This is a genomic window from Kouleothrix sp. (assembly GCF_046328425.1).
Taxonomy (GTDB): domain Bacteria; phylum Chloroflexota; class Chloroflexia; order Chloroflexales; family Roseiflexaceae; genus Kouleothrix.
The window spans coordinates 17,088-40,991 of sequence record NZ_JAXLWP010000028.1 but is presented as its reverse complement, the minus strand read 5'-3'; the positions used below and the strand labels follow the sequence as shown (position 1 = coordinate 40,991).

Here is a 23,904-nt window from a genome sequence, read left to right as displayed (position 1 = left end):
CACGCGCACTTGCCAACACGACGAGGTGTTCCCCATGGGCGACTCGATCATCGATATCAGCCACGAGTTCTTCGACGAGATCGTCATGCCGATCCTGGCGCGCGAGTTTGCCGACGAGGCCGCGCAGATGGTGTTCGGTGTGTTCGGCTACGGCTCGGAGGTGCTGCGGCTCGACGACGAGCACTCGCGCGACCACCACTGGGGCCTGCGGATCAACGCGCTGATGCCCGAGGCGCTATACCGCAGCCGCGCCGAGCCGCTGATGCAGGCGCTCAGCGCCCAGCTTCCGGCCAGCTTCCGCGGCCACTCGCTGCGCGAAGGCTACACCAAATGGGGCGGCCTCGAGCTGACCAGCCTGGAGGGGCATCTCGAGCGCACGATCGGGCTGGCGCACCCGCCCACGAGCTACGCCGAGTGGCTGAGCATCCCCGAAGAAGATATCACGCACGTTGTGGCCGGCGAGGTCTGGCACGACCCAGCCGGCCAGTTCAGCGCAGTGCGCGCCGCGCTGCAGGCGTATTACCCCGAGCCGGTGCGGCTGCGGCGGATCGCCCACTGGTGCCGCTACTACTCGGGCATGGGCGCCTACGCGCTCAAGCGCGCGCTGCTGCGCGAGAACGAGCTGTACGCCACGATCACCTTTGCGCGGGCCATCCGGCTGGGCGTGCAGCTGGCGTTTCTGCTCGACCGCACCTACTTCCCGTACGATAAATGGCTGCTGCACAGCTTCAACCAGCTGCCGCGTATGGCCGGGCGCATGGGCACGCTGGTAAGCGAGGCGGTGCGCCTGAGCACGTCGTGGGAGCGCAAGCTGGCGCTGCTCGACCAGATCTCCGACGTGCTCGACCAGGCCATGGTCGAAGATCGAACCATCGCGCCGCACCCGCCGCTGGCAGGCTCGGAGTCGTCGGGCTACCGCCTGATGGAGCGCGCCTACGCCGAGATCCTGAAGCAGCTGCCCAGCGAGCTGACGCCGATCGTGCCGGTGTGGGATCAGGTGCACTGGGAAAGCTTCCACAGCAGCTATGTCGCGACGCTCGACATGCCGACGTGGCAGGGGCTGCTGAATCTGCGCGCAGAAACCACGGGCGAGTAGCCACCCGGCAGAAACCACGAGGCAGGAGGCAGCAGGCAGCGATGGGAAACCGCAAAGCCGCAGAATATCGCCAAATGCCATGATACCGCACGGGCGCGGCTTCCTGCGCCCCTACGCCCTTGGGTGACGATATGGATGCGAAACAGCGCGTACTCGCGACGCTCGCGCACCAGCCGACCGACCGCACGCCGATCGACTGCTGGCTCTACCAGAAGCAGTTCGTCGAGAAGCTGGCGGCCGAGTATGGCCCGCGCGAGCAGTTCCTCGACGAATTCAATATCGACATCTTCCTGGGCTTCGTGCCCTGGCCAAACCAGTACGGGCGCCGCTTCGACGTGAGCGAGCTGGCCGAGATAGCGCTGCGCGACCCGCGCGACGCGATGTGGCTGGAACACACCAGCTGGAACGACGACTTCGCCGGCCTGAACGTGCGGCAGGCGATCGAGCAGCAGGGCGGCAAGCGCGCGATCGTGGCGCATATGTGGGGCATGGTCGAAGGCACCAGCTCGTTTCTGGGCATCGAGAACTGCTGGATGAACCTGGGCGCCGAGCCCGAGCGCATGATCGCCTGGTTCGACCGCTACGCCGACTGGATGTGCGGGCTGGTCGACAGCGTAGCCGACGCGGGCGTCGACATGATCACGCTTTCGGACGACTGGGGCAGCAACGGGCGCATGCTGTTCTCGCCGCGCATGTGGCGCCGCATGATCGCGCCATACGCCCGCCGGGTGGTGCGCCACGCGCGCGCGCGCGGGCTGCCGGTGAACCTGCACAGCGACGGCTACATCATGGATATCATGGACGACCTGGTGGAGATCGGCTACACCTCGCTGCACCCGCTGCAGGAGAGCGCCGGCATGGATCCGCGCACGATCAAAGAGCGCTACGGCGACAAGATCACAATCTACGGCTCGCTCGACGTGATCGACGGGCTGCTGGCCTACGAGGGCGAGGCGCTCGACGAGTATATTACGCAGCGTTTCGCGATCTACGCGCCGGGCGGCGGCTTTATCTTCAACGGCGGGCACTTCATCCAGCCCGACATCCCGCCGCTGCGCCTGGTGCGGGCCTACCGGCTGGTGAACCAGCTGGCGCGCCAGTATGGCTCATCTACGTGAAGATGTTCCGGGTCATTCCGCTCATGGATGGTGCTGAGATTTTGGCGCAAAGCGCCAAAATCTCAGCACAAAAGGAAGCGGAGTACCATGCTGCCGCAGGCAGAACAAGCCGATAGCGCAGGCGACCGCGTAAGCCCTGCCACCTACAGATTGTGTTGGACTGCGTGGCGAAGCCACGCAGTCCAACACAAAAAGAAATTCGGGGCTGCGCGCAGCCCGCAAATAAAAGAGGAAGTGCGGAGCCGAAAAGAACGATGATCCCAGCCAACCAAAACCTAGCCCCGCCGCAGGCATTCTGGATCGGCTCGGATCACCCGTTCGACCTGCACGAGGCGTACCTGTGCTTTCGCGGCAGCCTGACGCTGGCGCAGCAGCCCGAGCGCGCGCCGCTGCACATCAGCGCCGACAGCCGCTTCCGGCTGTGGGTGAACGGCCAGCCCGCGGCGCGCGGCCCGGCGCGCGGCTACCCGCACGCCCAGGTGGTGGACTGCGTAGACGTGGCCGGGCTGCTGCGCGCCGGGCCAAACACGATCGCGGCGCAGGTGTACCAGCCGGGCTACTCGCACTTTGCGTATGTGCACCGCGCCGCCGCCGGCCTGCTCGCCTGGCTCGAGTGCGACGGCACGGCCGCGCTGGCAACCGACACGGGCTGGCGCACGCGCCGCGACCGCTCGTTCGGCGCGCTGGTGCCGCGGGTGTCGATCTACGGCAGCGGCGTGGAAGAGCGCGACATGGCGCTGGATGAGCCCTGGCAGCAGCCCGAGTACGACGCCAGCGGCTGGGCCATGGCTCGCGTGGTGGCGCTGGCAGGCGGCTACCCCTGGACGGCCACGCAGCCGCGGGCGCTGCCGCCGCTGGCCGAGCGCGAGCTGCCGCTGACGCTGCTGGCAGCGCGGCGCGGCTCCTACCCGGCCGAGCTGGCGCACGACGCGCACGCCGCGCTGCGCGCTGGCTGGCAGCAGGCCAGGCCCGTAGCGCCGGCTGCCACGCGCGACGGCTGGTTCGACGTAGTGCTGAGCGCCGGCACGGCGGTGTACTGGCTGTTCGAGCTGGGGCGCGGCTACACCTGCCAGGGCTGGGCCGAGGTGCAGGGCGCGCGCGGCGGCGAGCTGCTGAGCGTCAGCTACCTGGATAAGCTGCACGACCACCACAGAGGCACAGCGGACGCAGAGCGACCAGAACATACACATCTCGGCGCCCTCAGCGCCGCTGTGGTGAATAACAGCGCCGAGCCGGTGATCTCCGACCCGGCGACCTACTGCCGTGTGCGGCTGACCGACCGCTTCAGGCTGCGGCCGGGCGCGCAGCAGGCCGAGACATTCGCGCTGCGCGGCGGGCGGCTGGTGCTGTTTCAGCTGGCCGCGCCGGGCGGCGGCGCGCTGCGGCTGCGCTTCCACGTACGAGCGAGCGAGTACCCGCTGGAGGTAGCGCGCCGGCCCGAGCCGGCCGACCCGCTGCTGGCGCGCGTGGCCGCGATGTGCGAGAACACGCTGCGGGCCTGCCTGGCCGATGGCTTCGTCGACTGCGCCTGGCGCGAAAGCTCGCAGTGGCTCGGCGACGCGCTGCCGCAAGCGCTGATCATGAGCGCGCTGAGCGACGACACCCGCCCGCTGCGGCGCACGATCGAGCTGGCGGCGCAGGGCGCCTACGCCGACGGCGTGCTGCCGGGCGTGCTGCCGAGCGAGGCGCACGCCTACACCGTGGTGGATTACAACTTTGTGTGGGTCGAGCTGCTACGGCTCTACCACACACTCACCGGCGATCAGCAGTTCGTCGCGGGCATGTGGCCCACGCTGGCCGCGCTGCTCGAGCGCTTTCACCGCGACGTGAATGCCGACGGGCTGCTGATCAGCCAGCCAGGGCGGCGGCTGTTTCTCGACTGGGGGCCGCTCGCGCGCGGCGAGCCGAGCGCGGTGTACAACCTGCACTACCTGCTGGCGCTGCGCTGCGCGATCGCGCTGGCGGAAGCGCTGATCGGCCACCAAGACGCGAAGGCGCGAAGGTTCGCGGGGCAAGCTTCAAGCGAGCTGGCGCGCACCTCGCCGGATGAATCTTGGAGTCTTGGAGCCTTGGCGGCAGAACCGCTGGCGCGCTGGCGCGCGCGGGCCAATGCGCTAAGCGCAGCGGCGCGGGCGGCGTTCTGGGATGGCGAGCGCTGGCACGACGACCTGGCGCGCACCACGTGCTCGCAGCTGGCGGCGGCGCTGGCGATCGTGGCCGGCGCGGCCCTGCCGGGCGAATGGCCCGCGCTGCTCGACGCAATCGCCGCGCGCTCGCTGGATGTGCGCGACGAGCACCGGCCCGGCGAGATCGTGCTGGCCAGCCCGTTCATGCACCACTACCTGTTCGAGGCGCTGCGGCGCGGCGGGCGCGGCGCCGATGTGCTGGAGATCATCCGGCGGCGCTGGGGGCGCTGGGCCGGCGCGGGCGAGCCGACCACCTGGGAGAACTGGAATGTCGACTTCGCGGATGGATCGCGCTGCCATGCCTTCTCGGCCCACCCGCTCTACCACCTGGCCGAGGTCGCCCGCGCTCGGGGCGGGCTATAAATATCACCACAGAGGCACAGAGGGCACAGCGTTGATATAGGTATGTGCGTGCCTCAGTCCCGGCTACTCTGGTTTGCCCGACGGGCAAACCAGAGTGATGAAGATATGACGTACGCAGCTGGCGCCCTTGGCGCCACCAGGGAGCACAGCGATGAAACGAGTAGGTTTCCTGCTGAAAGTGAAGCCCGAGAAGATCGAAGAGTACAAGGCGCACCACGAGCGCGTGTGGCCCGAGATGCTCGACGCGCTGCGGCGTACCGGCTGGCACAACTACTCGCTGTTCATGCGCGGCGACGGGCTGCTGTTCGGCTATTTCGAGACGCCCGAGAGCTTCGACGCGGCGCGCGCGGGCATGGCCCAGGAACAGATCAACGCCAAGTGGCAGGAGTTCATGGCGCCGTACTTCGAGGGCCTGGGCGGCACCCACGCCGACGAGATGATGCACGAGCTAGCCGAGGTGTTTCACCTCGACTAGTGCCTGGGTGCCGCTCCCTCTCTGTGCGAGGAGCGGCAGGGGGAAGCGGCCGTTGCGGCTTAGCCACCAATGATGAGCGAGCGAATAGTGTCAGAAACACCAAAGCTAACGCCAGTGCTGGAGATGCGGCACATCTCGAAGCGCTTCGACGCCACCCAGGCGCTTGATGATGTGGCGCTCGAGCTGTACCCCGGCGAGATCCACGCGCTGCTGGGCGAGAACGGCGCCGGCAAGAGCACGCTGATCAAGATCATGACCGGCATCCACCGGCCGGATCAGGGCGAGATGCTGCTCAGCGGCCAGCCGCTGGCGATCGGCAGCCCGGTAGAGGCGCAGGCCTACGGCATCGCGGCGATCTACCAGGAGCCAATGGTGTTCCCCGACCTGAACGTGGCAGAGAACATCTTCATCACCCACCGCGACACCGGGGCCGTGGTGCGCTGGGGCCAGCTGTACCGCGAGGCCGAAGCGATCCTGGCCAAGCTCGACGTGAAGCTGGATGTGCGGGCGCAGGCGCGCGGCCTGACGCTGGCCGCGCAGCAGACGGTCGAGATCGCCAAGGCGATCTCGCTACAGGTGCGCGTGCTGATCATGGACGAGCCAACCGCATCGCTCTCGGCGCACGAGGCGGCGCAGCTGTTCAAGCTGATGCGCACCCTGCGCGACCAAGGCGTGGCGATCCTGTTCATCAGCCACCGCATGGAAGAAGTGTTCGCGCTAGCCGACCGGATCACGGTGTTTCGCGACGGCAAGCTGGTTTCGTCGAAGCCGGCGCGCGAGGTGACGCCCGAGGGCGCGATCCGCGACATGGTCGGGCGCAAGGTCGAGGAGTTTTTCGCCAAGCGCACGGCCGAGCGCGGCGAGGTGCTGCTGGCGGCGCGCGGCCTGGGCAAGAGCGGCGCATTCGCGAACGTGAGCTTCGAGGTGCACCGCGGCGAGGTGCTGGGCTTCGCCGGGCTGATCGGCGCGCGCCGCACCGACGTGGGGCTGGCGCTGTTTGGGATCGAGCCAGCCGACGCCGGCGAGATCGTGTTTGGCGGCCAGGCCGTGCAGATCCGCTCGCCCGAGCAGGCGCTACGGCTGGGGATCGCGTATGTGACCGAAGATCGCCGCCAGCTAGGGCTCTCGCTGCCGATGTCGATCAGCGCGAACATCTCGCTGCCAACGCTGCGCAACTACCTGACGCGGCTCGGCCTGATCAAGCACAGCGCCGAGGTGGCTATCGCCGAGCAGTACCGCAAGCGCCTGGCCATCCGCGCGCCGTCGGTGGCGATCGAGGCCGGCAAGCTTTCGGGCGGCAACCAGCAAAAGGTGATGCTGAGCAAGTGGCTGAACACCAAGCCCAAGCTGCTGATCCTCGACGAGCCGACGCGCGGGATCGACGTGGGCGCGAAGGCCGAGGTGCACCAGATTGTGAACGAGCTGGCGGCGCAGGGCATGGGCATCATCCTGATCTCGTCGGATCTGCCCGAGGTGCTGGCGATGAGCGACCGCATCCTGGTGATGCGCGAGGGCCGCCAGATGGGCATCTTCAGCCGCGCTGAGGCAAACCAAGAGACGGTGATGACTGCGGCGATGGGGCAGGCGGCTGGCGCCGCTGCTCGTTAGCCTGCGGCAGCATGGTACTTAGTCATCCTTTTGTGTGCAGTTTTTCTGCGCGCAGCGCAGAAAAACTGCACACAGATAAAAATGAAGCACCGCTAGGAAGAACGTATGAACTCGATCAGGCGCTTGTTTCGCCCCGAGCAGATCCGCGAGCTGAGCCTGGTGCTGCTGATCGGCGGCGCGGTGCTGTTTTTCGGCACGCAGATCGACGGCTACTACAGCGGCCGCACCTTCACCCGCATCTCCACCGGGGCGGCCATCCTCGCGGTGGTGGCGGTCGGGCAGACGCTGGTGGTGCTGACGCGCAACATCGACCTTTCGGTCGGCTCGATTGTCGGCTTCACAGCCTACTTCGTGGGCACGCAGCTGGCCGCGAACAACGCCATGGCGCCGCTGGCCGCGCTGGCGCTGGCGCTTGGCGTTGGCGCGATCATGGGCCTGCTGAACGGCCTGCTGGTGGCCTACGGCAAGATCCCGGCGATTATCGTCACGCTCGGCACGCTGGCGATCTACCGCTCGCTGCTGGTCGACTACTCGGGGGCCAAGACGGTGACCACCGACTCGCTGCCGAAGTGGCTGGTCGACCTATCGAGCGCGAATGTGCTGAAGATCGGCGCGATCGAGATCCGCGTGATGGTGGTGGCCGCGCTGCTGATCGTGCTGGCGTTCCAGCTGGCGCTGAGCTACCTGCGCTTCGGGCGGCGGCTGTACGCGATCGGCTCGAACCCCGACGCGGCGCGCACCGCCGGGCTGCCGGCGCAGCGCACCCTGCTGGCGGCCTACATCCTGTGCGGCGCGCTGTCGGGGCTGGCCGGGTTTATGTTTCTGGCGCGCTTCGGCACGATCACCGTGGTGGCGGCGCAGGGCATGGAGCTGCAGGCAGTGGCGGCGGTGGTGGTGGGCGGCGTCACTACGTTTGGCGGCTCGGGCACCATGCTCGGCGCGCTGCTTGGCACGATCCTGATCAACACGCTCGAGCAGAGCCTGATCCGCTGGCCGGAGATCAGCGAGTTCTGGCGCGACGCGATCCAGGGGCTGCTGATCCTGATGGCTGTGGCCACCGACGCGGTGATCGTCGAGCGGCTGCGGCGCTTGTGGGCGCGCGGCGACGCCCAGGCACGGCCCGCGCCGGCAGAGACCGCCCGGACATCGTAGTGATAAGCCAGAGCGCTGCCACGGCGGCGCAACGGCGCAGCGGAGCATAGCTCGTTTCCGGCCGGCGTGCCCGTGGCGGGCAGCGCCTGGCGCCTATTCGCCCAATTCGCTCGCCCCGATCGCTGAAAGGTATAGTGTCATGGGTCGTGTCTGGGCACGCCTGCGCAGCTGGGAAGGGCTGCTGCTGGCGATACTGGTGGTGATCGTGATCATTAACATCGCGCAGTCGCCATTTTACCTGCGGCTCGACAACCAGATCAATCTGCTGCAGCTCTCGATCGAAAAGATCATCATCGCGCTGATCATGGCCGGGATCATCATCAACGGCGAGATCGACCTGTCGGTGGCGTCGATCATGGGGCTGGCGGCGTGCGTGCTGGCGGCGCTCTACGAGCGCGGCGTGCCCGCGCCGATCGGCATCGGCGCGGGGCTGCTGGTGGGCGTGCTGTGCGGCGCGTTCAACGGCTACTGGGTGGCGTATGTCGGGCTGCCCTCGCTGGCGGTGACGCTGGCCGGGCTGATCGGCTACCGCGGGCTGGCGCGCGTGCTGCTGGGCGACCGCTCGATCGGCAACTTCCCGCCCTGGCTCAACGCGCTGGGCCAGCAGCCGCTGGTCGGCCCGTTCCCGCTGGCGCTGGTGCTGTTCTTCGCGCTGGTGGTGCTGGCGGTGATCGTGCTGCAGCGCTCGGCGTTTGGGCGCTACATCTATGTGATCGGCATTAACCGCGACGTGGCGCGCTACTCGGCGGTGAAGGTGCAGCGCGTGAAAATGCTGCTGTATATCGCGTCGGGGTTTGTCTCGGCGCTGGCCGGGCTGCTGCTGGCGGCGCGCCTGGGCGCGGTGCGCGGCAACACCGCCGAGGGCTTCGAGCTCGATATCATCACCATGGTGCTGCTGGGCGGCGTGAGCATCTTCGGCGGCACCGGCACGCTGGTGGGCGTGCTGCTGTCGATCCTGATCATCCTGAACCTGCGCAACGGCATGTCGCTGGTGAATATCACCGGCAACACCCAGACCGGCGTGATCGGCGCGCTGCTGATCCTGTCGGTGCTGGTGCCAAACTGGGCGCGCGCGGCGCGAGGGGCGCTACAGCGTAGAGCTTGACCTCCGCAGATCGCACAGATTACACGGATTGTGTCATTTTTATTATAGCAACCCTAAATGAATCATAAAAAGCAGGGGCCAAGGGGCGCGGCCCTAAAGAAAACCTCCTCCCTTTTATGAACCCGATAGGATTGCTAATCTGCGCAATGCGTGTAATCTGCGGATAATTTTGGTAATAAATCTTAGGTGAAAGGAGGCCTAACGTCAGTCTGAACGCACCGTTGTCGACACAAGTCCGCCGCGGACTTCGCATACGAAAGGATAGCTGTATGAGCAGGTTCCTGAAGCTGATCTCGCTGCTGGTGATCGCCACGTTTATCCTGGTGGCCTGCGGCGGCACGCCGGCCGCCGCGCCCGAGCCGACCAAGGCCGCCGCGCCCGAGCCGACCAAAGCCGCCGCGCCCGAGCCGACCAAAGCCGCCGAGGCGCCCACTGCCGCGCCCGAGCCGACCAAAGCCGCCGAGGCGCCCACTGCCGCGCCGGCTGCCGGCGGCGTAGTGAAGGCCACGCCCGGCAAGGGCCTGAAGATGATCCTGCTGCCGAAGTTCCTGGGGATCGCGGTGTTCGACCAGGCGAACGAGGGCGCGCAGGAGGCCGCCAAGGAGCTGCAGAACCCCGAGGCGCTCAACTTCACCGGCCCCACCGCCGATAACAGCGTCGCCGGCCAGATCGAGATCGTGACCAACGCCAAGACCCAGGGCGTCAACGCGGTGATGATCTCCAACAACGCCGGCGACCAGATCGCCCCTGCCGCCAAGGCCGCCGCCGACGCCGGCATCAAGGTCGTCTCCTGGGACTCGCCCATCCCCTCGGCCGACGGCGAGAGCGTGTTCATCGCCCAGGTCGACTTCAAAGAGACCGGCAAGGTCATGGCCGATATGGCGCTCTCCATCCTCGGCGCCGATGGCGGCAAGTTCGCGGTGCTGTCGGCCTCGCCCGACGCCGCCAACCAGAACGCCTGGATCGCGGCGATGAAGGACGCGCTCAAGGACGCGAAGTACAGCAAGCTGCAGCTGCTCGACGTGGTGTACGGCAACGACCAGAGCGAGACGAGCTACAAGCAGGCGCTGGCGCTGGTCGACAAGTACCCGGACATGAAGCTGATCATGGCGCCGACGACGGTGGGGATCGCGGCGGCGGCCAAGGCGATGCAGGACGAGAACCTGTGCGACAAGGTGAAGGTGTCGGGGCTGGGCTTGCCGGCCGAGATGGCCAGCTACACCAAGAACGGCTGCGCGCCGCAGTTCGCGCTGTGGTCGTTCAAGGACCTCGGCTACCTGACATACTACACCACGTACATGCTGGCCACCGGCGCGCTGAAGGGCGAGGCCGGCGAAACATTCAAGGCCGGGCGGATGGGCAGCTACACCATCGAGAAGGACCCGACGCGCGACAAGGGCCTGCGCGTGCTGATGGGGCCGTTTACCGTCTATAACAAGGATAACGTCGACAAGTAAGTTTCGAAAGTAACCACCAAGACACCAAGACACCAAGATTCTTTAAATATTCAGAATCTTGGTGTCTTGGTGGTAAAAAGATAAGGCTATCGAGATATTTTGCCTTCGACCACCATCTTGTGCATATGCCCGATCGGCTGCCACGCGCCGGCCGACATGTTCGACAGCAGCACCACGTTCAGATCCAGCGCCGGGAAGTGCCGGATCAGGCCGCTGACGCCGGCGTTGAAGCCTTCTTTTTCGAAGCAGACGACCTCATCCTGGTGGGTGACATGAAACCACGGGCCGTAGCCAAACATCTGGCTCCAGCCGTCGTACGACTTACGTAGCACCTGCGGCTTTTGGAACGCGGCGGTCAGCTCAGGCGAGAGTAGCCGGCCGGCCAGCAGCGCGCGCAGAAAGCGGTCGAGGTCGGCGGCGGTGACGTGCGCGCCACCGTCGGGCGAACCGATCGGCGGGTAGGAGTAGATGTTCTTTTTCCAGCCGCTGATCACGCCATCCGCGTCGCGGATCGGGTCGCTGCCCTCGGCCAGGTTGGGGTGAACCCGATCCATACGCAGGAAATCCGAGCTGGCCATGCCGGCCGGGGCGAACACATGCGCGCGCACGTAGTCGCGGTAGCTCATGCCGCTGATCGTCTCGATCAGCAGGCCAAGCAGCACGTAGCCGCAGTTGCAGTAGCGGCAGCCCTGGCCGGGTGCGAAGTTGGCCGGCTTGTACGCGAACTGCGGCAGAAAGTCGCGCGTCTCGGTCACCGAGTAATTTGGCCTGGTCTTCCATACATCCTCGTAGCTTTCGCCGGCCTCCTCGTCGGCGTCGTCGCCAATCCCCGAGGTGTGGGTCAGCAGCTGCTCCACCGTCACCGCCGGCGAGATCGCGGTGCCGACCAGGCCCAGCCGCTCGGCCACCAGTGTGTCGAACGTCAGCCGCCCCTGCTCGATCAGCTGCAACGTCGCGACGGCCGTGAACAGCTTGGTGATCGAAGCCGTATCGAAGCGCGTGCCAAGCGTGTTGGGCACGTGCCAGCCGCGCTGGGCGTAGCCAAACGCGCGCGCGTACAGCGTATGTGCGCCTTGGGTGATCAGCGCCACGCCGGAAAACAGATCCTGCGCGGTGCGCTGCTCGAAGTAGCGATCGAGCTCGGCGGTGAAGGGCATAAGTAGCTCCTTGGAGTGCATAAAACGTAAAAGGCATTAACGCATGACGCGCCGACGCGGCGGGCCTACGGGGCCGTATCCAGAGCTACCGTCACCGTCGCCGCGCGCCCCTGCCAGCGGTGCAGCAGCAGCATGCCCACGGCGGTAGCCAGCCCGGCGGCGCCGAATATGAACCATGGCAGCGCGGGCAGCGCGTACTGGCGGCCCAGGCCGTACAGTAGGCCACCGCTGTAGTTGCCGAGGCTGCCGCCCAGCGCCAGCGCCAGCGCGTTCACGCCAAAGTACGAGCCAAGCGCCACCGGGTTGGCGAACTCGGCCGCTACGGTCTGCTGGCTTGGCCCGGCCAGCAGCGCCCCGGCCGAGAACAGCGCCACGCACAGCAGCAGCGCGGCGGTGCTGCCGGCGAATGCCACGCCGCCCAGCCCCAGCGCCATGATCGCCACGCCCAGCAGCAAGATCGGCAGCGGCCGTAGCCGGCGCTCGGCCAGGCGCAGCAGCGGGTACTGCAGCAGCACGCTCATGCCGGCGTTGAGCGTATACACCCAGCTCACCGCGTCGGAGGTGCCGGCGACCGCGCGCGCCTCGAGCGGCAGCGAGATCGACAGCTGCACCCACATAAACCAGTAGCCCATCAGCAGCACATTGAAGATCATGAATGGCCGGTCGCGCAGCGCCAGCCCGACGCCGTAGGTGAGGTTGCGGCGCTCGGTGGCCACCTGCACCGGCGGCAGCATCAGCAGCGTGACGAGAAAGGTGACGATGTAGCAGCTAGCCGCCGCCAGCGCCACCACCGCGAAATCGAAGCGCAGCAGCAGCGCGCCCAGCAGCGGGCCAAGCGTCATGCCCAGGCCGCTGACGATGCCCTGCAGCGAGAAGTAGCGCCCGCGGTTCTCGGGGGTGGTGAGCGCGGCAATCGCGGCGGCGCGCGGCGACTCGAACAGCGCGCCGCCGACGGCGGCCAGCACCGCGCTGCCCAGCAGCAGCGGGAACGAACTGGCCCAGGCCATGCCGGCGAACCCGGCGCAGCGGATCAGCATGCCGACGCAGATCAAGCCCTTCGCGCCGATCCGGTCGGCGAGCATGCCGCCGGGCAGCGTCAGCCCCTGCTGGATCAGCTGGCGCAGCGCAAGCACCAGGCCGATCGACGCCGCCGACCAGCCCAGGTCGTCGACGAAGTGCACCGAGATCAGCGGCACGACCATGAAGAAGCCGCCCCACATGAAGAAGATGTCGATCAGGATGGCGATCAGGCCGCGGCGCCGCGCCGCTTCGCCCAGGGCGCTCGATTGTTGCATGGCATGGTTCCGGTTACAGGTTGGCAAGTTGCGAGGTGTAAACCTTCAAACTTTCAAGCCGGCCTCACCCGCGCATTTCCATCAGGTTGCCCGACTCGTAGCGGCGCAGGCCGAGGTAGAACAGCGCCACGCCGGCCGCCGTGATGCCCAGCGCGCCGAGTAGCGTCAGCAGCGCGTAGCCGGGCGAAAGCTCGCGCAGCGCCTGCACCGGCAGGTAGCTCACAAAGCCGGCCGGCACCAGCGTATAGAGCAGCAGCTTGATCGCGCCCTCGAACAGCACCGCCGGGTAGGTGCTAAACGTAATCATGGCAAAGCGCCACTGGTCGGCCAGGCCGGCGGCATTGCCCACGAAAAAGCTCAGGCTGCCGGTGAGCACGCCAAACCCCACGAACAGCAGCGTCACCGCGAGCGTGAGCGCCACGAACATGGCGAAGTGCGCCAGGTCGGGCCGTACAAACGCCAGGTACACGCCATAGCCGAACAGCGCGTCGCCCCACGAGCTGGCGTTCATGCGGCCGAGCAGCAGGTGCGGCAGCAGCGCGCGCGGGTAGAGCATCCACACGTCGAGCTGGCCCTGCGCGATCAGCGTGGCGAGCGCCAGCACATTGCCGTAGATCGCGTGGGCCAGCCCGAAACCGGCCGCGGCCATGGCCCACACGGTGATCACGTCGGCGACGTTCCAGCCGCGCAGCACCGGGAAGCGCGTGAAGAACAGCACCCAGAACACCACCCACACGCTGTCGTTCAGGATCATCGCGGCCACCTGCGACACAAACGCGCCACGGTACTCGAGCTGCGCGCCCAGGTTCAGGCGGGTGTAGGCCGCCGCCAGGCCGAGGTAGTTTGCGAAACGTTTGATCATATATTTCTTTGGATGCACGCAGCTGGCGTGCTCAGCCTTCGGCAGAGCGGTACTTTCTGTGTATCTGTGTGCGGTTGTTGCCGCGCGTCGCGCGGAACAACCGCACACAAGGATTATGAGTACCATGCTGCCGCAGGCAAAAGCGCTGCATCAAGATGCAAAGCAACCGCGTGCGTTTATCTCTTTCTTGGTGCAAGTTGGCGCTTGTAGAGTGCCAGCCTGCAACCAAAGTGTATCAGCCACCGTTTGAGTGGATGCGCCGCAGCCCGGCGCGGTACACCAGCGCCACCGCCAGCGCCAGCAGAACGATCGCCAGGCCCTGGCGCAGCAGCAGATCGGCCAGAAACGCCGCGTCGGGGTGTACAAACATGCGCGCCGGGCCGTAGATAATGCTCGAAAATGGCAGCGCGCGCAGGGCCGGCTGGGCCGCCGGCGGGAACAGCTCGAGCGGAATGAGCATACCGCCGAGGATCATGGTGATGCGCGAGTAGATCAGCATCAGGCCGCTGGTATCTTCCAGCCAGAATGCCGCCAGCCCGATCAGGAACTGGCCCATGAACTCAAGCGTGAAGGCCAGCGGCAGCGCCAGCGCGAACAGCAGCAGCCCGCCCGGCGAAAACGCGATCGGGCCGACCATCAGCAGCGCCAGCGCCGCGCCGACGCCGGTGTTCAGGCCAAAGCGCACCACCCGCTCGCCCAGCGTCGTCCACAGCCGCGCCAGCGGGTAGTCGAGCGGGCGGATGAGCTGCACCGCCAGCGCGCCGGTGCGCACGTCCTGGTCGACCTCGGCCGCGACGCGCGGGGCCGAAAGCGTCAGCGCCTCGGTCATGGCCAGGTACCACAGCATCTGCGGCAGCGACAGCCCGCCCAGCCGCTCGGCGCCGGTTTCGCCGTACGTCACCTGCCACAGCCGCAGGAAGATATACAGGATCACCGCGAGGAACAGCGCGCGCGTGGCCACCTCGCTCAGGTAGGCCAGGTTCGAGCGCGCGGCGGTCAGGGCGATCCAGCTATACTTTCGGGTTGCTTGGATCATGCCATTCACACGCAGCTAGCCCGCGCCCGCCGGCGCCTGCGCATAGATATGCGCGATCACCTCTTCGAGCGGCGGGTCCTCAATCGCGATATCGGCCACCGAGCCGGCGCGCAGCACCGCAGCCATCACCTGCTCGATCGGGGCGACGCGCGTATCGACCTCGAGCTTCAGCGCGTACTCGGCGGCCTTGAGCGTTGTGACGCCCGGCAGCACGAGCGGCTGCACCGGCGCGTGGAACTTGACGCTCAGGATCTTCGAGCCAAGGTACTGGCGGCGCAGCGCCGAAACCTTGTCGTCGAGCACGACGCGGCCGTGGTTGATCACAATCACGCGGCGCGCCACTCGCTCGATATCGCCGGCATCGTGGCTGGTGAGAAACACCGTCAGGCCCTCGTCGCGGTTCCACTCGAGGATCAGGTCGCGCAGCTCCTGCCGCGCGATCACGTCCAGCCCGATCGTCGGCTCGTCGAGGAACAGCACGCGTGGGGCGTGCAGCAGGCTGGCCGCCACCTCGGCGCGCATGCGCTGGCCGAGCGAAAGCTTGCGCACGGCGGTTTCGAGGAACGGCGCCAGCCCAAAGCGCTCGATCAGCATGTCGCGGCGGCGGGTGTAGCTGGCCCGGTCGAGGCTGTAGATCCGCGCCAGCAGCTCGAATGTGTCGCGCGGCGGCAGGTGGTACCACAGCTGCGAGCGCTGGCCGAACACCGCGCCGATATGCCGCACTAGCGCGCGGCGCTCTTTCCACGGGGTGTAGCCGAGCACGCGCGCCTCGCCGGCCGAGGGGTGCAGGATGCCGGTGAGCATCTTGATGGTGGTAGATTTGCCGGCGCCGTTCGGCCCGATAAACGCCACCGCCTGGCCGGCCGGCACGTCGAGGCTGATGCCGTCGACGGCCACCACATCGCGGCGCACGCGGCGGCGGCCCCATCCCGAGCTGAGCTGAAAGGTCTTGGATAGGCCCTGAAGTTCGACTGCGCTTGTCATGTCGCTACTCTACCACGTAAATCGCGCCGCGCCGCTACGACTTTCGGCCGAGCGCCGGGCCGCCACCGGGCGGCGGGGCAAAACGTCTGATCTACGCGGTGGCACGATTCTTGTTTTATCGCTTGTAGTACCCGCACCAGCACAGTGCCCGAAGGGAGGGCAGGCATGATCGCTCAGAGCACAGCAAACGAAGCGCGCAACCAGCTTGGCTGCCCGTATATGAATCAGACTGGCGCCGACGCCGTGCGCGAGTGGCCAGCTGTGCTGGCGAGCATCGATATCGAGTCGCTGCCGCCGCAGCTCCAGGCCGAGCTTCAGGCGCTGCGGCTGGCGGCGGGGGTGGAGTGTTCCGGCGCGCCGAGCGGGCCTTCGCACACCAGCGCCACCGGCCTGCCGGACACCTGCGTGAGCACCACCACCAGCGCGCGCGCACCTGCGCCGGAAAGCTGCCGTGCCAGCGCGTCGGTGTCGAGCGGCGAGCCGCGTTTTTTCACCGTCACCGGGCCGGCGTCGAGGGCGCGCAGGCGCGCGCGCAGGCGCTTCAGGCCAAACGGCTGCCACTCGAGCACGCGCCAGCAGCGCGCGAATGGCGTAGCGTCGTGGCGGCTGGCGGTGAGGTACGCGATCTGCCGATCGAGCTGGGCCGCGCCGAGGTTCTGGGCCAGCTCGGCCACCAGGTGAGCGCGGATCACCGCCGGGTCGGGCTCGTACAGGTAGGCCAGCGGCTCGGAGAGCGCGGCGGGCGCGAGCGCCGGCTGGGCGCATAGCGTTGCGGCCACGAGGCCGGATGAAGCCGGCGCCGCCTCGCCCGAGCGCAGCAGCGTCGCGCGGCGGGTTGCGCCGCCGAGCGGCCCAAACCACAGCACCGCCTCTTTCAGCTCGCCATCGACCGAGATGAACTCGGCCTCGAACTCGGCGCCCACCGCGCGCCCGAGCCACGCGAGATCCTCGTCGGCCACGCCAGGCGCCAGCTTCACGCCAATCGCCGGGGCGGCGGCGCGCCAGCGCGCCAGCAGCGCCACCGGCGGCTGGTACTCGGCCAGCGCGAACACGCGCCGCCCCGCGCTGCGCCGCGATGGGTCGAAGAACAGCGCGTCGGCGTCGGGCGGCGGCGCCTGCTCGAGATCGGCCAGACTAGCTGCGACACGCCCGGCCAGCCCGAGCGCGCGGGCATTGGCCTCGGCCATGGCCAGGCGCAGCGGGTCGCGGTCGACGGCGGCGACGTGGGCCACGCGCGCCAGCGCCAGCGTGTCGCCGCCCACGCCGCAGCACAGGTCGGCCACGCGGGCATAGGCGGCATAGCGGCGCGCGCGGTAGCCGGCGATCAGCTCGCCCGACGCCTGCTCAAGCGCCTCGCGGGTGAAGTACATAGCGCCCGCGCGCGCGAACTTAGCCGCAGCATGCGCGCGCAGCCGGGCGATCTCGTAGGCCGCAGCGGCGCGCTCGGCCGAGGCGAGGCGCCGCAGCTGCGTCAGCTCGCGCAGCCGCGCCGGCTCGCTCAGATCGGCCTGCTCGGCGCTCGCCAGCAGCGCCTGGCCGTCGTCGGACAGCAGCCAGTTGAAGGTATCGAGATCCATCGTTGCAGGTTGCAGGCTGTGCTTGATGACGTACATTTGGTGGGGGTTTGGGGGCGGCAAAGCCGCCCATTTCTTATTGTGTTGCACGACGTGGCGAAGCCACGTCGTGACACAATCTATACGTGATCAAGCGAACAGCGTATGAGCCTTCAAATTTGCCAGCCGCGGCCACCGCCGTGGCGCGACTGGCCAAAAAGAGATGATTTTGGAGGGCTTACGCCCTCCAAGCCTCCCAACGATAGGACAAACGCAGTTGGCGTGCTTCGCCTTCGGCAGAGCTGAACCTGCTACCGTTCTATCGTTCTAACAGCTGCCCGCCGACCCGCCGCACGGCCGAGCACGCCATTTGCCAGCAGGATGCCCAGCACCACCAGCGCCAGGCCGAGCAGCGCGTTCAGCGCGATCGGCTCGCGCAGAAACAGCGTGCCGTACACCAGCGCGAACGGCGGCAGCAGGTATGTGACCATCGAGCTGCGCGTGGCGCCCAGGCGCTCAATCAGCCAGTAGAGCAGAATGTACGCCAGCGCAGTGCCGAACACCGCCAGCGCCAGCACCGCGCCGAGCGCGCCCGCCGAGGGCAGCGCGGTGGGCAGGCCGTGCAGCGCCAGCGCCAGCGGGGCGATGATCAGCGTCGCCGAGAGCATCTGGCCGGTGGCCGGCAGCAGCGGCGGCATGCCACGAAACGCGCGCCGGCTGTACACGCCATTCACGCCGTAGGCCGCCGCGGCCACCAGCACGGCCAGCTGGCCGCGCGTGCTGGCATTCGAGATGCTCAGCCCCTCGGCGCCCACCGCAACCACCACGCCCACAAAGCCGATCGCCACGCCCAGCAGCCGCATCCCGGTCAGGTGCTCCTCGCGCGTCCAGAGGTACGCCAGCAGCAGGGTGAACAGCGGCGTGGTGGCGTTCAGGATGGCGGCCATGCCGCTGGGGATCGACTGCTCGCCCCAGGTGATCAGCACGTACGGCAGCACCAGCCCCACCAGCCCGGTGAAGAGGAAGTGGCCCCACATGCGCGGCGCGGCCGGCAGGCGCAGCCCGCGCGCGTACAGGATGGCCAGCAGCACCAGCGCAGCTATGCCCACGCGCAGCGCCACCAGCACCTCGGGCGGCATCTCGCGCACGCCGATCTTGATGAACAGAAACGAAGCGCCCCACACCGCGCCAAGCAGCAGCAGCGCGCCCAAATTACGAGTTTGCATGGTATTCCTTGCCACTGGAAGCTAGCCAATCGCGAAGCTGGTGAGCGCGTAGAGCCACGCGCGCTGGCCCACCGGCCCGGCGCCGCCGAGGCGCATATGCCGCAGCGAGCGCGCCGGGCTGAAGCCGTAGCGCATAAGCAGCCGCGCGACATCGGGGTTGCTGCCGGGCGCGAGTACCGTCGGGGCGCTGTGGTACTCCAGCCGCAGCGCCGCACCCAGCAGCGCCTCGGCCACGGCGGGCGTACGCGCGGCCCACGGCCCGATCAGCGCGTCCTGCGCGAACAGGTAGCCCGCGATGCCGCCGCCGTCGCGGGCCACAAACGCGCGCTCGGGCGCCTCGGCGCGCAGCAGCTCGAACACTGCCGCGCGGCCAGCCCCGAAGATCGGCTCGTCGAACTCCGCCACCGCCGCAAGGTCGGCCGGGGCGAGCGCGTGCACCTGCGCCGGCTCGGGCGGGCGGCGCGCGCAGTCGTCCTGCACGAACACGACGGTCTTCTCGTCGTCGGTGAAGCCCAGCTGCTCGTAGAGCGGCGCGCCGGACGCGCTGGCGTCGAGCAGCACCACCGGGCCGCCGCGCTCGGCCAGCCAGCCCAGCAGGTGCGCCATGATCGCGCGGGCCACGCCACGCCGGCGGTAGGCCGGGGCCACGCCCACCAGCCCGACATAGGCGACCGGGCCGTAGTGCATCACTCCGCCGACGCCGGCCGGCGCGCCATCGAGCCAGGCCAGCACCCAGCCGTCGGGCTGGAGCGCGAGGTAGCTGGCGAGGCGCTTGCGCCGGCTGGGGCCGCCATAGGCCGCTACCAGCAGCTCGTCGGCCAGCCCCAGCTCGGCCACGGTCAGCGCGCCGATCGCGCCCGTCATAGCGACATCACGCGCGTATTCACGAAGTATGGGAAATCGAAGGTGGTGAGCTGGCCGGCGCGCATGCCGGGGATGGGCAGCAGCCGCGCCGTCAGCGGCTTGCGCAGCGCGCTCGCCAGCGTCGCCACTTCCAGCAGCACCCCGGCGATCTGCTCGGGCGCGGTGTCGCCGGGCAGCGGGATGGTGTCGAGGCCGGTGCCGCACACCGCGCTGAAGGCCAGCAGGTCGCGCACGCCGTAGCGGCCCTCGGCGTTGCGCGCGGCCAGGGTCGCATCCTCGAGCACTGGCAGCATCACGCCGCTGAAGCCCAGCCGGGTGACGCGCGCGTCGCGGATGGCGGCGGTGAGCGCCCGCACGCCCGCCAGCGTGCCCCAGCCGCCAAATGGCGCGCCCGCCAGCGCCTCGACTGCAGCGCCCACACTGCGGGCCGGGTCGGGGTGCGGCGCGAGCGACCAGTCGCAGCCGGCGAAGCCCACGCCGGTATCGGCGGCAAGCCCGCTCAGTGCGGCGGAGATCCGGGCGTCGTGCTGCTCGATCAGGCTGGTGAGGTGCGCCAAAGCCGCGAGCCGAGAGCCAGGGGCCGCCTGGCTAGCGCGAGCCTGGTGCTCGGCCGCCTCGACCGCCAGCGCGGCGGCCTCGGGGCCAACGGCGATCCAGGGCGTTCCGCCGTCGTGGTAGGCCGCCGGGAAGAACGGCGAGCCCGGCGCGACGCAGGCCGCGGCGGCGAAGCGCAGGTTGCCGAAGCCCAGCTCGGTGCCGGCGCCGATCGCGGCCATGGCCGCCGCAGCCGCGCGGATCGTCTCGGGCAGAACCGTGCCGTCGACGGTGGCGATCTGCGCCGAGGCGAACAGCCGCTCGGTGGCGCGGATGGCCTCGGGCAGCGCCGCCAGGCGCTCGGCGTCGACCACGCCGATCGACACGTAGTCGAAGCCGGCGGCCAGTGCCTGCTCCTCGGCGGCCTGCGCGATCGTCGCGAAATCGCCGCAGCGGTTCGCGCCGGTTGCGGCGAGCGCCAGGCGCAGCGTCTGAACCGTGTAGCCGGCGGCGGCAAGCGCAGCGCGCGCGGCCTGGGCCGCCCGCCCCACGCGCTCGAGGTCGGCCTCGCGCGCCCCGGCCGTGATTGTGCGAATTTCCATATTACTCCAAGCGCTGCTCAATCACCATCTGCGTGAGCGTCGCCAGCGCAACCTGGCGGCCGCGATCGTCGTGCGCGGCCACCTGCCAGACGTGGGTGCGCTGGCCGATGTGCACGGCAGTGGCCTCGGCCACAAGCGTGCCCGTGCGCAGGCTGCGCAAAAAATTGACCTTGAACTCAACCGTGGTGAAAGCGCTGCCGCTGGGCACATTCAGGGCCGAGCCAAGGCCGGCGAGCGTGTCGAGCAGCGTCATCACCGCGCCGCCGTGGATGTAGCCGAAGGGCTGGCTCAGATCGGGACGCATGGGCATCCGGCCGGCGACGCGGCTCGGCTCGGCATGCGTGATCGTGATGCCGAGCAGCTCGGCTAGGGTGCCTTTGGTCACCTGGTTGAGCGCGTCGGCATAGTTTTCGGTCATAGACGCTTCCTTCGTGCGGCAGAATACCGGGCGGCTACCCCGCGACAGCCGCCTCGGGCGCGCGCGCAGCCGGGGCGCGGCCGATCCGCAGCGCCAGCCCGGCGGCGGTGACGGCCAGGATTCCGGCCACCAAAAACGCGGTGCCGTAGTGGCCGAACTGATCGTGGGCCACGCCGCCGAGCCAGGCGGCCAGCGCCGCGCCGATCTGGTGTGCGCAGAAGATCCAGCCGAACACCGTGCCGACATGGCGGCGGCCGAAGGTATCGGCCACCAGCGCGGTGGTTGGCGGCACCGTGGCGATATAGTCGAGCCCGAACATCACCGCGAACACCGTGAGGCCGGCGTAGCTGGTGACAAACGGCAGCAGCAGCAGCGAGAGCCCGCGGAAGCCATAGTACCACGCCAGCAGCTTGCGCGGATCAAAGCGGTCGGTCAGCCAGCCCGAGACAATCGTGCCAACGAAGTTCATCGCGCCCATGATCGCCAGCAGCCCGGCGGCAATATTCGGCGAGATGCCGTGGTCGCCGACGTGCGGGATGAAGTGCGTGCCGATCAGGCCGTTCGAGGTAGCGCCGCAGATGAAAAAGGTGATCGTCAGCAGCCAGAACGCCGGAGTCGCGACCGCGCGGCGCAGCACGCCCACGTCGCCGGCCGCGCTGGCCACGGCCGGCGCCTCGCCCGCGGCGCCATACGGCCGCAGGCCCATGTCGGCCGGGGCGTTGCGCATCAGCAGCAGCACCGGCAGCAGCAGCAGGCCGGCCACGGCCGCCAGCATCAGCACGCTGCTGCGCCAGCCAAACGCGCCGACGTACCACACCAGCAGCGGGTAGAAGATCAGCTGGCCGGCCGAGGTCGAGGCGCCGAAGATCCCAGTGATCAGGCCGCGCCGGGTCGCAAACCAGCGGTTGGCCACGGCCGCGCCCAGCACCAGCGCCACGACGCCGGTGCCCACGCCGCTGAGCGCGCCCCAGAACAGGTCGAGCTGCCACAGCGCGCTCATCCAGGCGCTGGCGAGCATGCTCGCGCCCATGATCGCCAGGCCGGCGAACATCACCCAGCGCGGCCCGATCCGGTCGATCAGCCAGCCGCTCAGCGGCGCCGTCAGGCCATAGCACAGCAGGCCGATCGACACCGCGAACGAGATCGCGCCGCGGCTCCAGTGCATGCCCTGCTCGAGCGGCACCACCATCACGCCCGGCGCCGAGCGCACGCCCGCCGAGATGATCAGGGTCAGGGCGGTGATCGCCACCACCACCCAGCCGTAGTGCAGGCGCGCGCCTGGTAGCTTGTACACGCTAATACTCCTACTCTTTTATGGACTCACGCAGTTGCGCTGTTCGGCTTCCCAAAGCCGTACATGGTGCCTGCGGCAGCACGGTAGTTTTTGATCATCGTGTCCAGTTTTTCGCGCTGCGCGTGGAAAATGGACACGTCCAATCTGCCGAAGGCGGCTGCGCCACACGCGGCGCCCGGCTACATGCCCAGCCAGCGCAGCGCCCAGAAGGTAGCCATGCCCGCCAGCAGCGTCAGCAGCACATTGCCGCCGCGCCAGGCCACCAGCGCGCCGGCGACGCCGGCGGGCAGCGCCGGGCCGAGCGCCAGCACCCGCGCGCCGTCGCGCGATTGCAGCAGCAGCGGCGGCAGCGCCAGCGCGGTGAACACCGCCACCGGGACGTAGCCCAGCCAGCGCCGCAGCCACGGCGCCATATCGCCGCGCAGCGCCAGCATGGTCGCAACGCGCGTCAGGTATGTGGCCAGCGCCATGCCGATCAGCGTCAGCCAGATCGCCGTTTGGCTCAGGTGTGTCATGGGTTACTCCAGCGCCAAGGCGGTGCGCAGGTGGTCGAGCGAGGTATTACCGCCCGAGCAGATCAGCCCAACCGTGTGGCCGCGCAGCTCGTCGCGCAGGCGGTATGCGGCCGCGAGCGGCGCGGCGCCCGCGCCCTCGGCGAGGGTATGGGCGCGCTCGATCATCCACACCATAGCGCGGCGGATCTCGTCGTCGGCCACCAGCACGAACGCGTCGAGCTCGCGCTGCAAGATCGCCTGCGGCAGCGCAAAGCTGCTGGCGGTAGCCAGCCCCTCGGCAAACGTCTGGTCGGGCGCGGTGGCAGGCCCGCGGCGCTGCCAGGCAAGGTAGGCGGCCGGCGCCGCCTCGGCCTGCACGCCGATCACCCGGATGCCGCGATCGATCGCGTGGGCCGCAATGCAGGTGCCGGCCGCGCCGCTGCCGCCGCCGATCGGCACAATGATTGTGTCGATACCGGGCTGATCTTCGAGCATTTCGAGCGCCTCGGTGGCCACGCCGGCGATCAGCAGCGGCTCGTCGCCGGAGTGGATGTAGCGGTAGCCGTGCTCGCGCGCCAGCGCCTCGCAGTGCAGGCGCGCCTCGTCGAAGCTCGCGCCGTGAAAGATCACCTCGGCGCCCATGCCCCGCATGGCCGCCACCTTGCCCGGGTTGGCGCGCTCGGGCACGACGATCCGCGCCGCCACGCCGAACAGCCGCGCCGCAAAGGCCACCGACTGGCCGTGGTTGCCGGTGGAGGCGGCGATCACCCCGCGCCGGCGCTCGTCGTCGCTGAGCTGCGACACCAGGTTGACGCCGCCGCGCACCTTGAAGGCCCCGACAGGCTGGTAGTTTTCGTGCTTCACAAACACCCGCGCGCCGATCAGCTCGTCGAGGGCCGGGTAGGTGTGCAGCGGCGTGCGCGGCAGGTACGGGCGTATCTGGCGCTGCGCCAGCAGCACATCGCGAAACAAAGGGATCTGCATGGGATGCTCCTTCACGCCTATGCGATGGTTGGGCTTTTCGC

Annotated in this window: 21 protein-coding genes; 8 read left to right on the top strand and 13 right to left on the bottom strand. The window is 68.5% G+C overall.

Annotation, left to right across the window (positions count from 1 at the left end):
* Window positions 1–34: 34 nt before the first annotated feature.
* From U0177_RS22795 to U0177_RS22760, 8 genes are all read left to right on the top strand, one after another.
* On the top strand, window positions 35–1,096 hold the full coding sequence (locus U0177_RS22795; protein ID WP_409572976.1) for a DUF4037 domain-containing protein: 1,062 nt from the start codon (window positions 35–37) through the stop codon (window positions 1,094–1,096).
* A 131-nt stretch (window positions 1,097–1,227) separates the two neighbouring features.
* Window positions 1,228–2,214, top strand: coding sequence for a uroporphyrinogen decarboxylase family protein (locus U0177_RS22790; protein ID WP_409572975.1), 987 nt, complete (start codon window positions 1,228–1,230; stop codon window positions 2,212–2,214).
* A gap of 254 nt (window positions 2,215–2,468) precedes the next feature.
* The gene (locus U0177_RS22785) at window positions 2,469–4,763 is read left to right on the top strand and encodes an alpha-L-rhamnosidase N-terminal domain-containing protein (protein WP_409572974.1); all 2,295 of its coding nucleotides are present in this window, start codon (window positions 2,469–2,471) and stop codon (window positions 4,761–4,763) included.
* 151 nt (window positions 4,764–4,914) lie between these two features.
* A complete protein-coding gene (locus U0177_RS22780; protein WP_409572973.1) occupies window positions 4,915–5,238 on the top strand; it encodes an L-rhamnose mutarotase in 324 nt (107 codons plus the stop codon).
* Window positions 5,239–5,310: 72 nt separating this feature from the next.
* Window positions 5,311–6,846, top strand: a complete 1,536-nt coding sequence (locus U0177_RS22775; RefSeq protein WP_409572972.1) for a sugar ABC transporter ATP-binding protein — start codon at window positions 5,311–5,313, stop codon at window positions 6,844–6,846.
* Between the two features lie 105 nt (window positions 6,847–6,951).
* Window positions 6,952–7,998 (top strand): ABC transporter permease, encoded by a 1,047-nt coding sequence (locus tag U0177_RS22770; RefSeq protein ID WP_409572971.1) that lies wholly within the window; start codon window positions 6,952–6,954, stop codon window positions 7,996–7,998.
* Window positions 7,999–8,137: 139 nt separating this feature from the next.
* Complete coding sequence (locus tag U0177_RS22765; RefSeq protein ID WP_409572970.1) at window positions 8,138–9,103, top strand: ABC transporter permease; 966 nt, start codon at window positions 8,138–8,140, stop codon at window positions 9,101–9,103.
* A gap of 269 nt (window positions 9,104–9,372) precedes the next feature.
* Window positions 9,373–10,560, top strand: coding sequence for a rhamnose ABC transporter substrate-binding protein (locus U0177_RS22760; RefSeq protein ID WP_409572969.1), 1,188 nt, complete (start codon window positions 9,373–9,375; stop codon window positions 10,558–10,560).
* A gap of 86 nt (window positions 10,561–10,646) precedes the next feature.
* Here the strand turns inward: U0177_RS22760 and U0177_RS22755 are convergent, their stop codons facing one another.
* The 13 genes from U0177_RS22755 to U0177_RS22695 all read right to left on the bottom strand — a co-directional run bounded on the left by U0177_RS22755 (window position 10,647) and on the right by U0177_RS22695 (window position 23,863).
* On the bottom strand, window positions 10,647–11,717 hold the full coding sequence (locus tag U0177_RS22755) for a serine hydrolase domain-containing protein (protein WP_409572968.1): 1,071 nt from the start codon (window positions 11,715–11,717) through the stop codon (window positions 10,647–10,649).
* A gap of 65 nt (window positions 11,718–11,782) precedes the next feature.
* Window positions 11,783–13,012, bottom strand: a complete 1,230-nt coding sequence (locus U0177_RS22750; RefSeq protein ID WP_409572967.1) for an MFS transporter — start codon at window positions 13,010–13,012, stop codon at window positions 11,783–11,785.
* A 64-nt stretch (window positions 13,013–13,076) separates the two neighbouring features.
* Entirely contained in the window at window positions 13,077–13,874 is a 798-nt protein-coding gene (locus tag U0177_RS22745; protein ID WP_409572966.1) for an ABC transporter permease, read from the bottom strand.
* Window positions 13,875–14,109: 235 nt separating this feature from the next.
* Complete coding sequence (locus U0177_RS22740) at window positions 14,110–14,910, bottom strand: ABC transporter permease (RefSeq protein ID WP_409572965.1); 801 nt, start codon at window positions 14,908–14,910, stop codon at window positions 14,110–14,112.
* A 15-nt stretch (window positions 14,911–14,925) separates the two neighbouring features.
* On the bottom strand, window positions 14,926–15,894 hold the full coding sequence (locus U0177_RS22735) for an ATP-binding cassette domain-containing protein (RefSeq protein WP_409572964.1): 969 nt from the start codon (window positions 15,892–15,894) through the stop codon (window positions 14,926–14,928).
* A gap of 314 nt (window positions 15,895–16,208) precedes the next feature.
* Complete coding sequence (locus U0177_RS22730) at window positions 16,209–17,471, bottom strand: THUMP-like domain-containing protein (protein ID WP_409572963.1); 1,263 nt, start codon at window positions 17,469–17,471, stop codon at window positions 16,209–16,211.
* A gap of 287 nt (window positions 17,472–17,758) precedes the next feature.
* The gene (locus U0177_RS22725; protein ID WP_409572962.1) at window positions 17,759–18,673 is read right to left on the bottom strand and encodes a DMT family transporter; all 915 of its coding nucleotides are present in this window, start codon (window positions 18,671–18,673) and stop codon (window positions 17,759–17,761) included.
* 21 nt (window positions 18,674–18,694) lie between these two features.
* On the bottom strand, window positions 18,695–19,537 hold the full coding sequence (locus U0177_RS22720; RefSeq protein ID WP_409572961.1) for a GNAT family N-acetyltransferase: 843 nt from the start codon (window positions 19,535–19,537) through the stop codon (window positions 18,695–18,697).
* Window positions 19,534–20,673, bottom strand: coding sequence for a DUF711 family protein (locus U0177_RS22715; RefSeq protein ID WP_409572960.1), 1,140 nt, complete (start codon window positions 20,671–20,673; stop codon window positions 19,534–19,536). The genes U0177_RS22720 and U0177_RS22715 overlap by 4 nt, the downstream gene beginning before the upstream one ends.
* A gap of 1 nt (window position 20,674) precedes the next feature.
* Window positions 20,675–21,091, bottom strand: coding sequence for a PaaI family thioesterase (locus tag U0177_RS22710; RefSeq protein WP_409572959.1), 417 nt, complete (start codon window positions 21,089–21,091; stop codon window positions 20,675–20,677).
* 34 nt (window positions 21,092–21,125) lie between these two features.
* On the bottom strand, window positions 21,126–22,385 hold the full coding sequence (locus U0177_RS22705) for an MFS transporter (protein WP_409572958.1): 1,260 nt from the start codon (window positions 22,383–22,385) through the stop codon (window positions 21,126–21,128).
* A gap of 179 nt (window positions 22,386–22,564) precedes the next feature.
* Window positions 22,565–22,900: an AzlD domain-containing protein gene (locus U0177_RS22700; protein WP_409572957.1), complete on the bottom strand. Its 336-nt coding sequence runs from the start codon at window positions 22,898–22,900 to the stop codon at window positions 22,565–22,567.
* 3 nt (window positions 22,901–22,903) lie between these two features.
* On the bottom strand, window positions 22,904–23,863 hold the full coding sequence (locus U0177_RS22695) for a threonine/serine dehydratase (RefSeq protein ID WP_409572956.1): 960 nt from the start codon (window positions 23,861–23,863) through the stop codon (window positions 22,904–22,906).
* Window positions 23,864–23,904 lie beyond the last annotated feature (41 nt).

Bases quoted from the DNA above. Each gene is read 5' to 3' on its own strand.
- U0177_RS22740 (WP_409572965.1), bottom strand. From the start codon at position 14,910: ATGATCCAAGCAACCCGAAAGTATAGCTGGATCGCCCTGACCGCCGCG.
- U0177_RS22695 (WP_409572956.1), bottom strand. From the start codon at position 23,863: ATGCAGATCCCTTTGTTTCGCGATGTGCTGCTGGCGCAGCGCCAGATA.
- U0177_RS22715 (WP_409572960.1), bottom strand. From the start codon at position 20,673: ATGGAAATTCGCACAATCACGGCCGGGGCGCGCGAGGCCGACCTCGAG.
- U0177_RS22765 (WP_409572970.1), top strand. From the start codon at position 8,138: ATGGGTCGTGTCTGGGCACGCCTGCGCAGCTGGGAAGGGCTGCTGCTG.
- U0177_RS22730 (WP_409572963.1), bottom strand. From the start codon at position 17,471: ATGGATCTCGATACCTTCAACTGGCTGCTGTCCGACGACGGCCAGGCG.
- U0177_RS22790 (WP_409572975.1), top strand. From the start codon at position 1,228: ATGGATGCGAAACAGCGCGTACTCGCGACGCTCGCGCACCAGCCGACC.
- U0177_RS22735 (WP_409572964.1), bottom strand. From the start codon at position 15,894: ATGACAAGCGCAGTCGAACTTCAGGGCCTATCCAAGACCTTTCAGCTC.
- U0177_RS22760 (WP_409572969.1), top strand. From the start codon at position 9,373: ATGAGCAGGTTCCTGAAGCTGATCTCGCTGCTGGTGATCGCCACGTTT.
- U0177_RS22775 (WP_409572972.1), top strand. From the start codon at position 5,311: ATGAGCGAGCGAATAGTGTCAGAAACACCAAAGCTAACGCCAGTGCTG.
- U0177_RS22750 (WP_409572967.1), bottom strand. From the start codon at position 13,012: ATGCAACAATCGAGCGCCCTGGGCGAAGCGGCGCGGCGCCGCGGCCTG.
- U0177_RS22710 (WP_409572959.1), bottom strand. From the start codon at position 21,091: ATGACCGAAAACTATGCCGACGCGCTCAACCAGGTGACCAAAGGCACC.
- U0177_RS22770 (WP_409572971.1), top strand. From the start codon at position 6,952: ATGAACTCGATCAGGCGCTTGTTTCGCCCCGAGCAGATCCGCGAGCTG.
- U0177_RS22795 (WP_409572976.1), top strand. From the start codon at position 35: ATGGGCGACTCGATCATCGATATCAGCCACGAGTTCTTCGACGAGATC.
- U0177_RS22745 (WP_409572966.1), bottom strand. From the start codon at position 13,874: ATGATCAAACGTTTCGCAAACTACCTCGGCCTGGCGGCGGCCTACACC.
- U0177_RS22780 (WP_409572973.1), top strand. From the start codon at position 4,915: ATGAAACGAGTAGGTTTCCTGCTGAAAGTGAAGCCCGAGAAGATCGAA.
- U0177_RS22755 (WP_409572968.1), bottom strand. From the start codon at position 11,717: ATGCCCTTCACCGCCGAGCTCGATCGCTACTTCGAGCAGCGCACCGCG.
- U0177_RS22720 (WP_409572961.1), bottom strand. From the start codon at position 19,537: ATGACGGGCGCGATCGGCGCGCTGACCGTGGCCGAGCTGGGGCTGGCC.
- U0177_RS22725 (WP_409572962.1), bottom strand. From the start codon at position 18,673: ATGCAAACTCGTAATTTGGGCGCGCTGCTGCTGCTTGGCGCGGTGTGG.
- U0177_RS22785 (WP_409572974.1), top strand. From the start codon at position 2,469: ATGATCCCAGCCAACCAAAACCTAGCCCCGCCGCAGGCATTCTGGATC.
- U0177_RS22700 (WP_409572957.1), bottom strand. From the start codon at position 22,900: ATGACACACCTGAGCCAAACGGCGATCTGGCTGACGCTGATCGGCATG.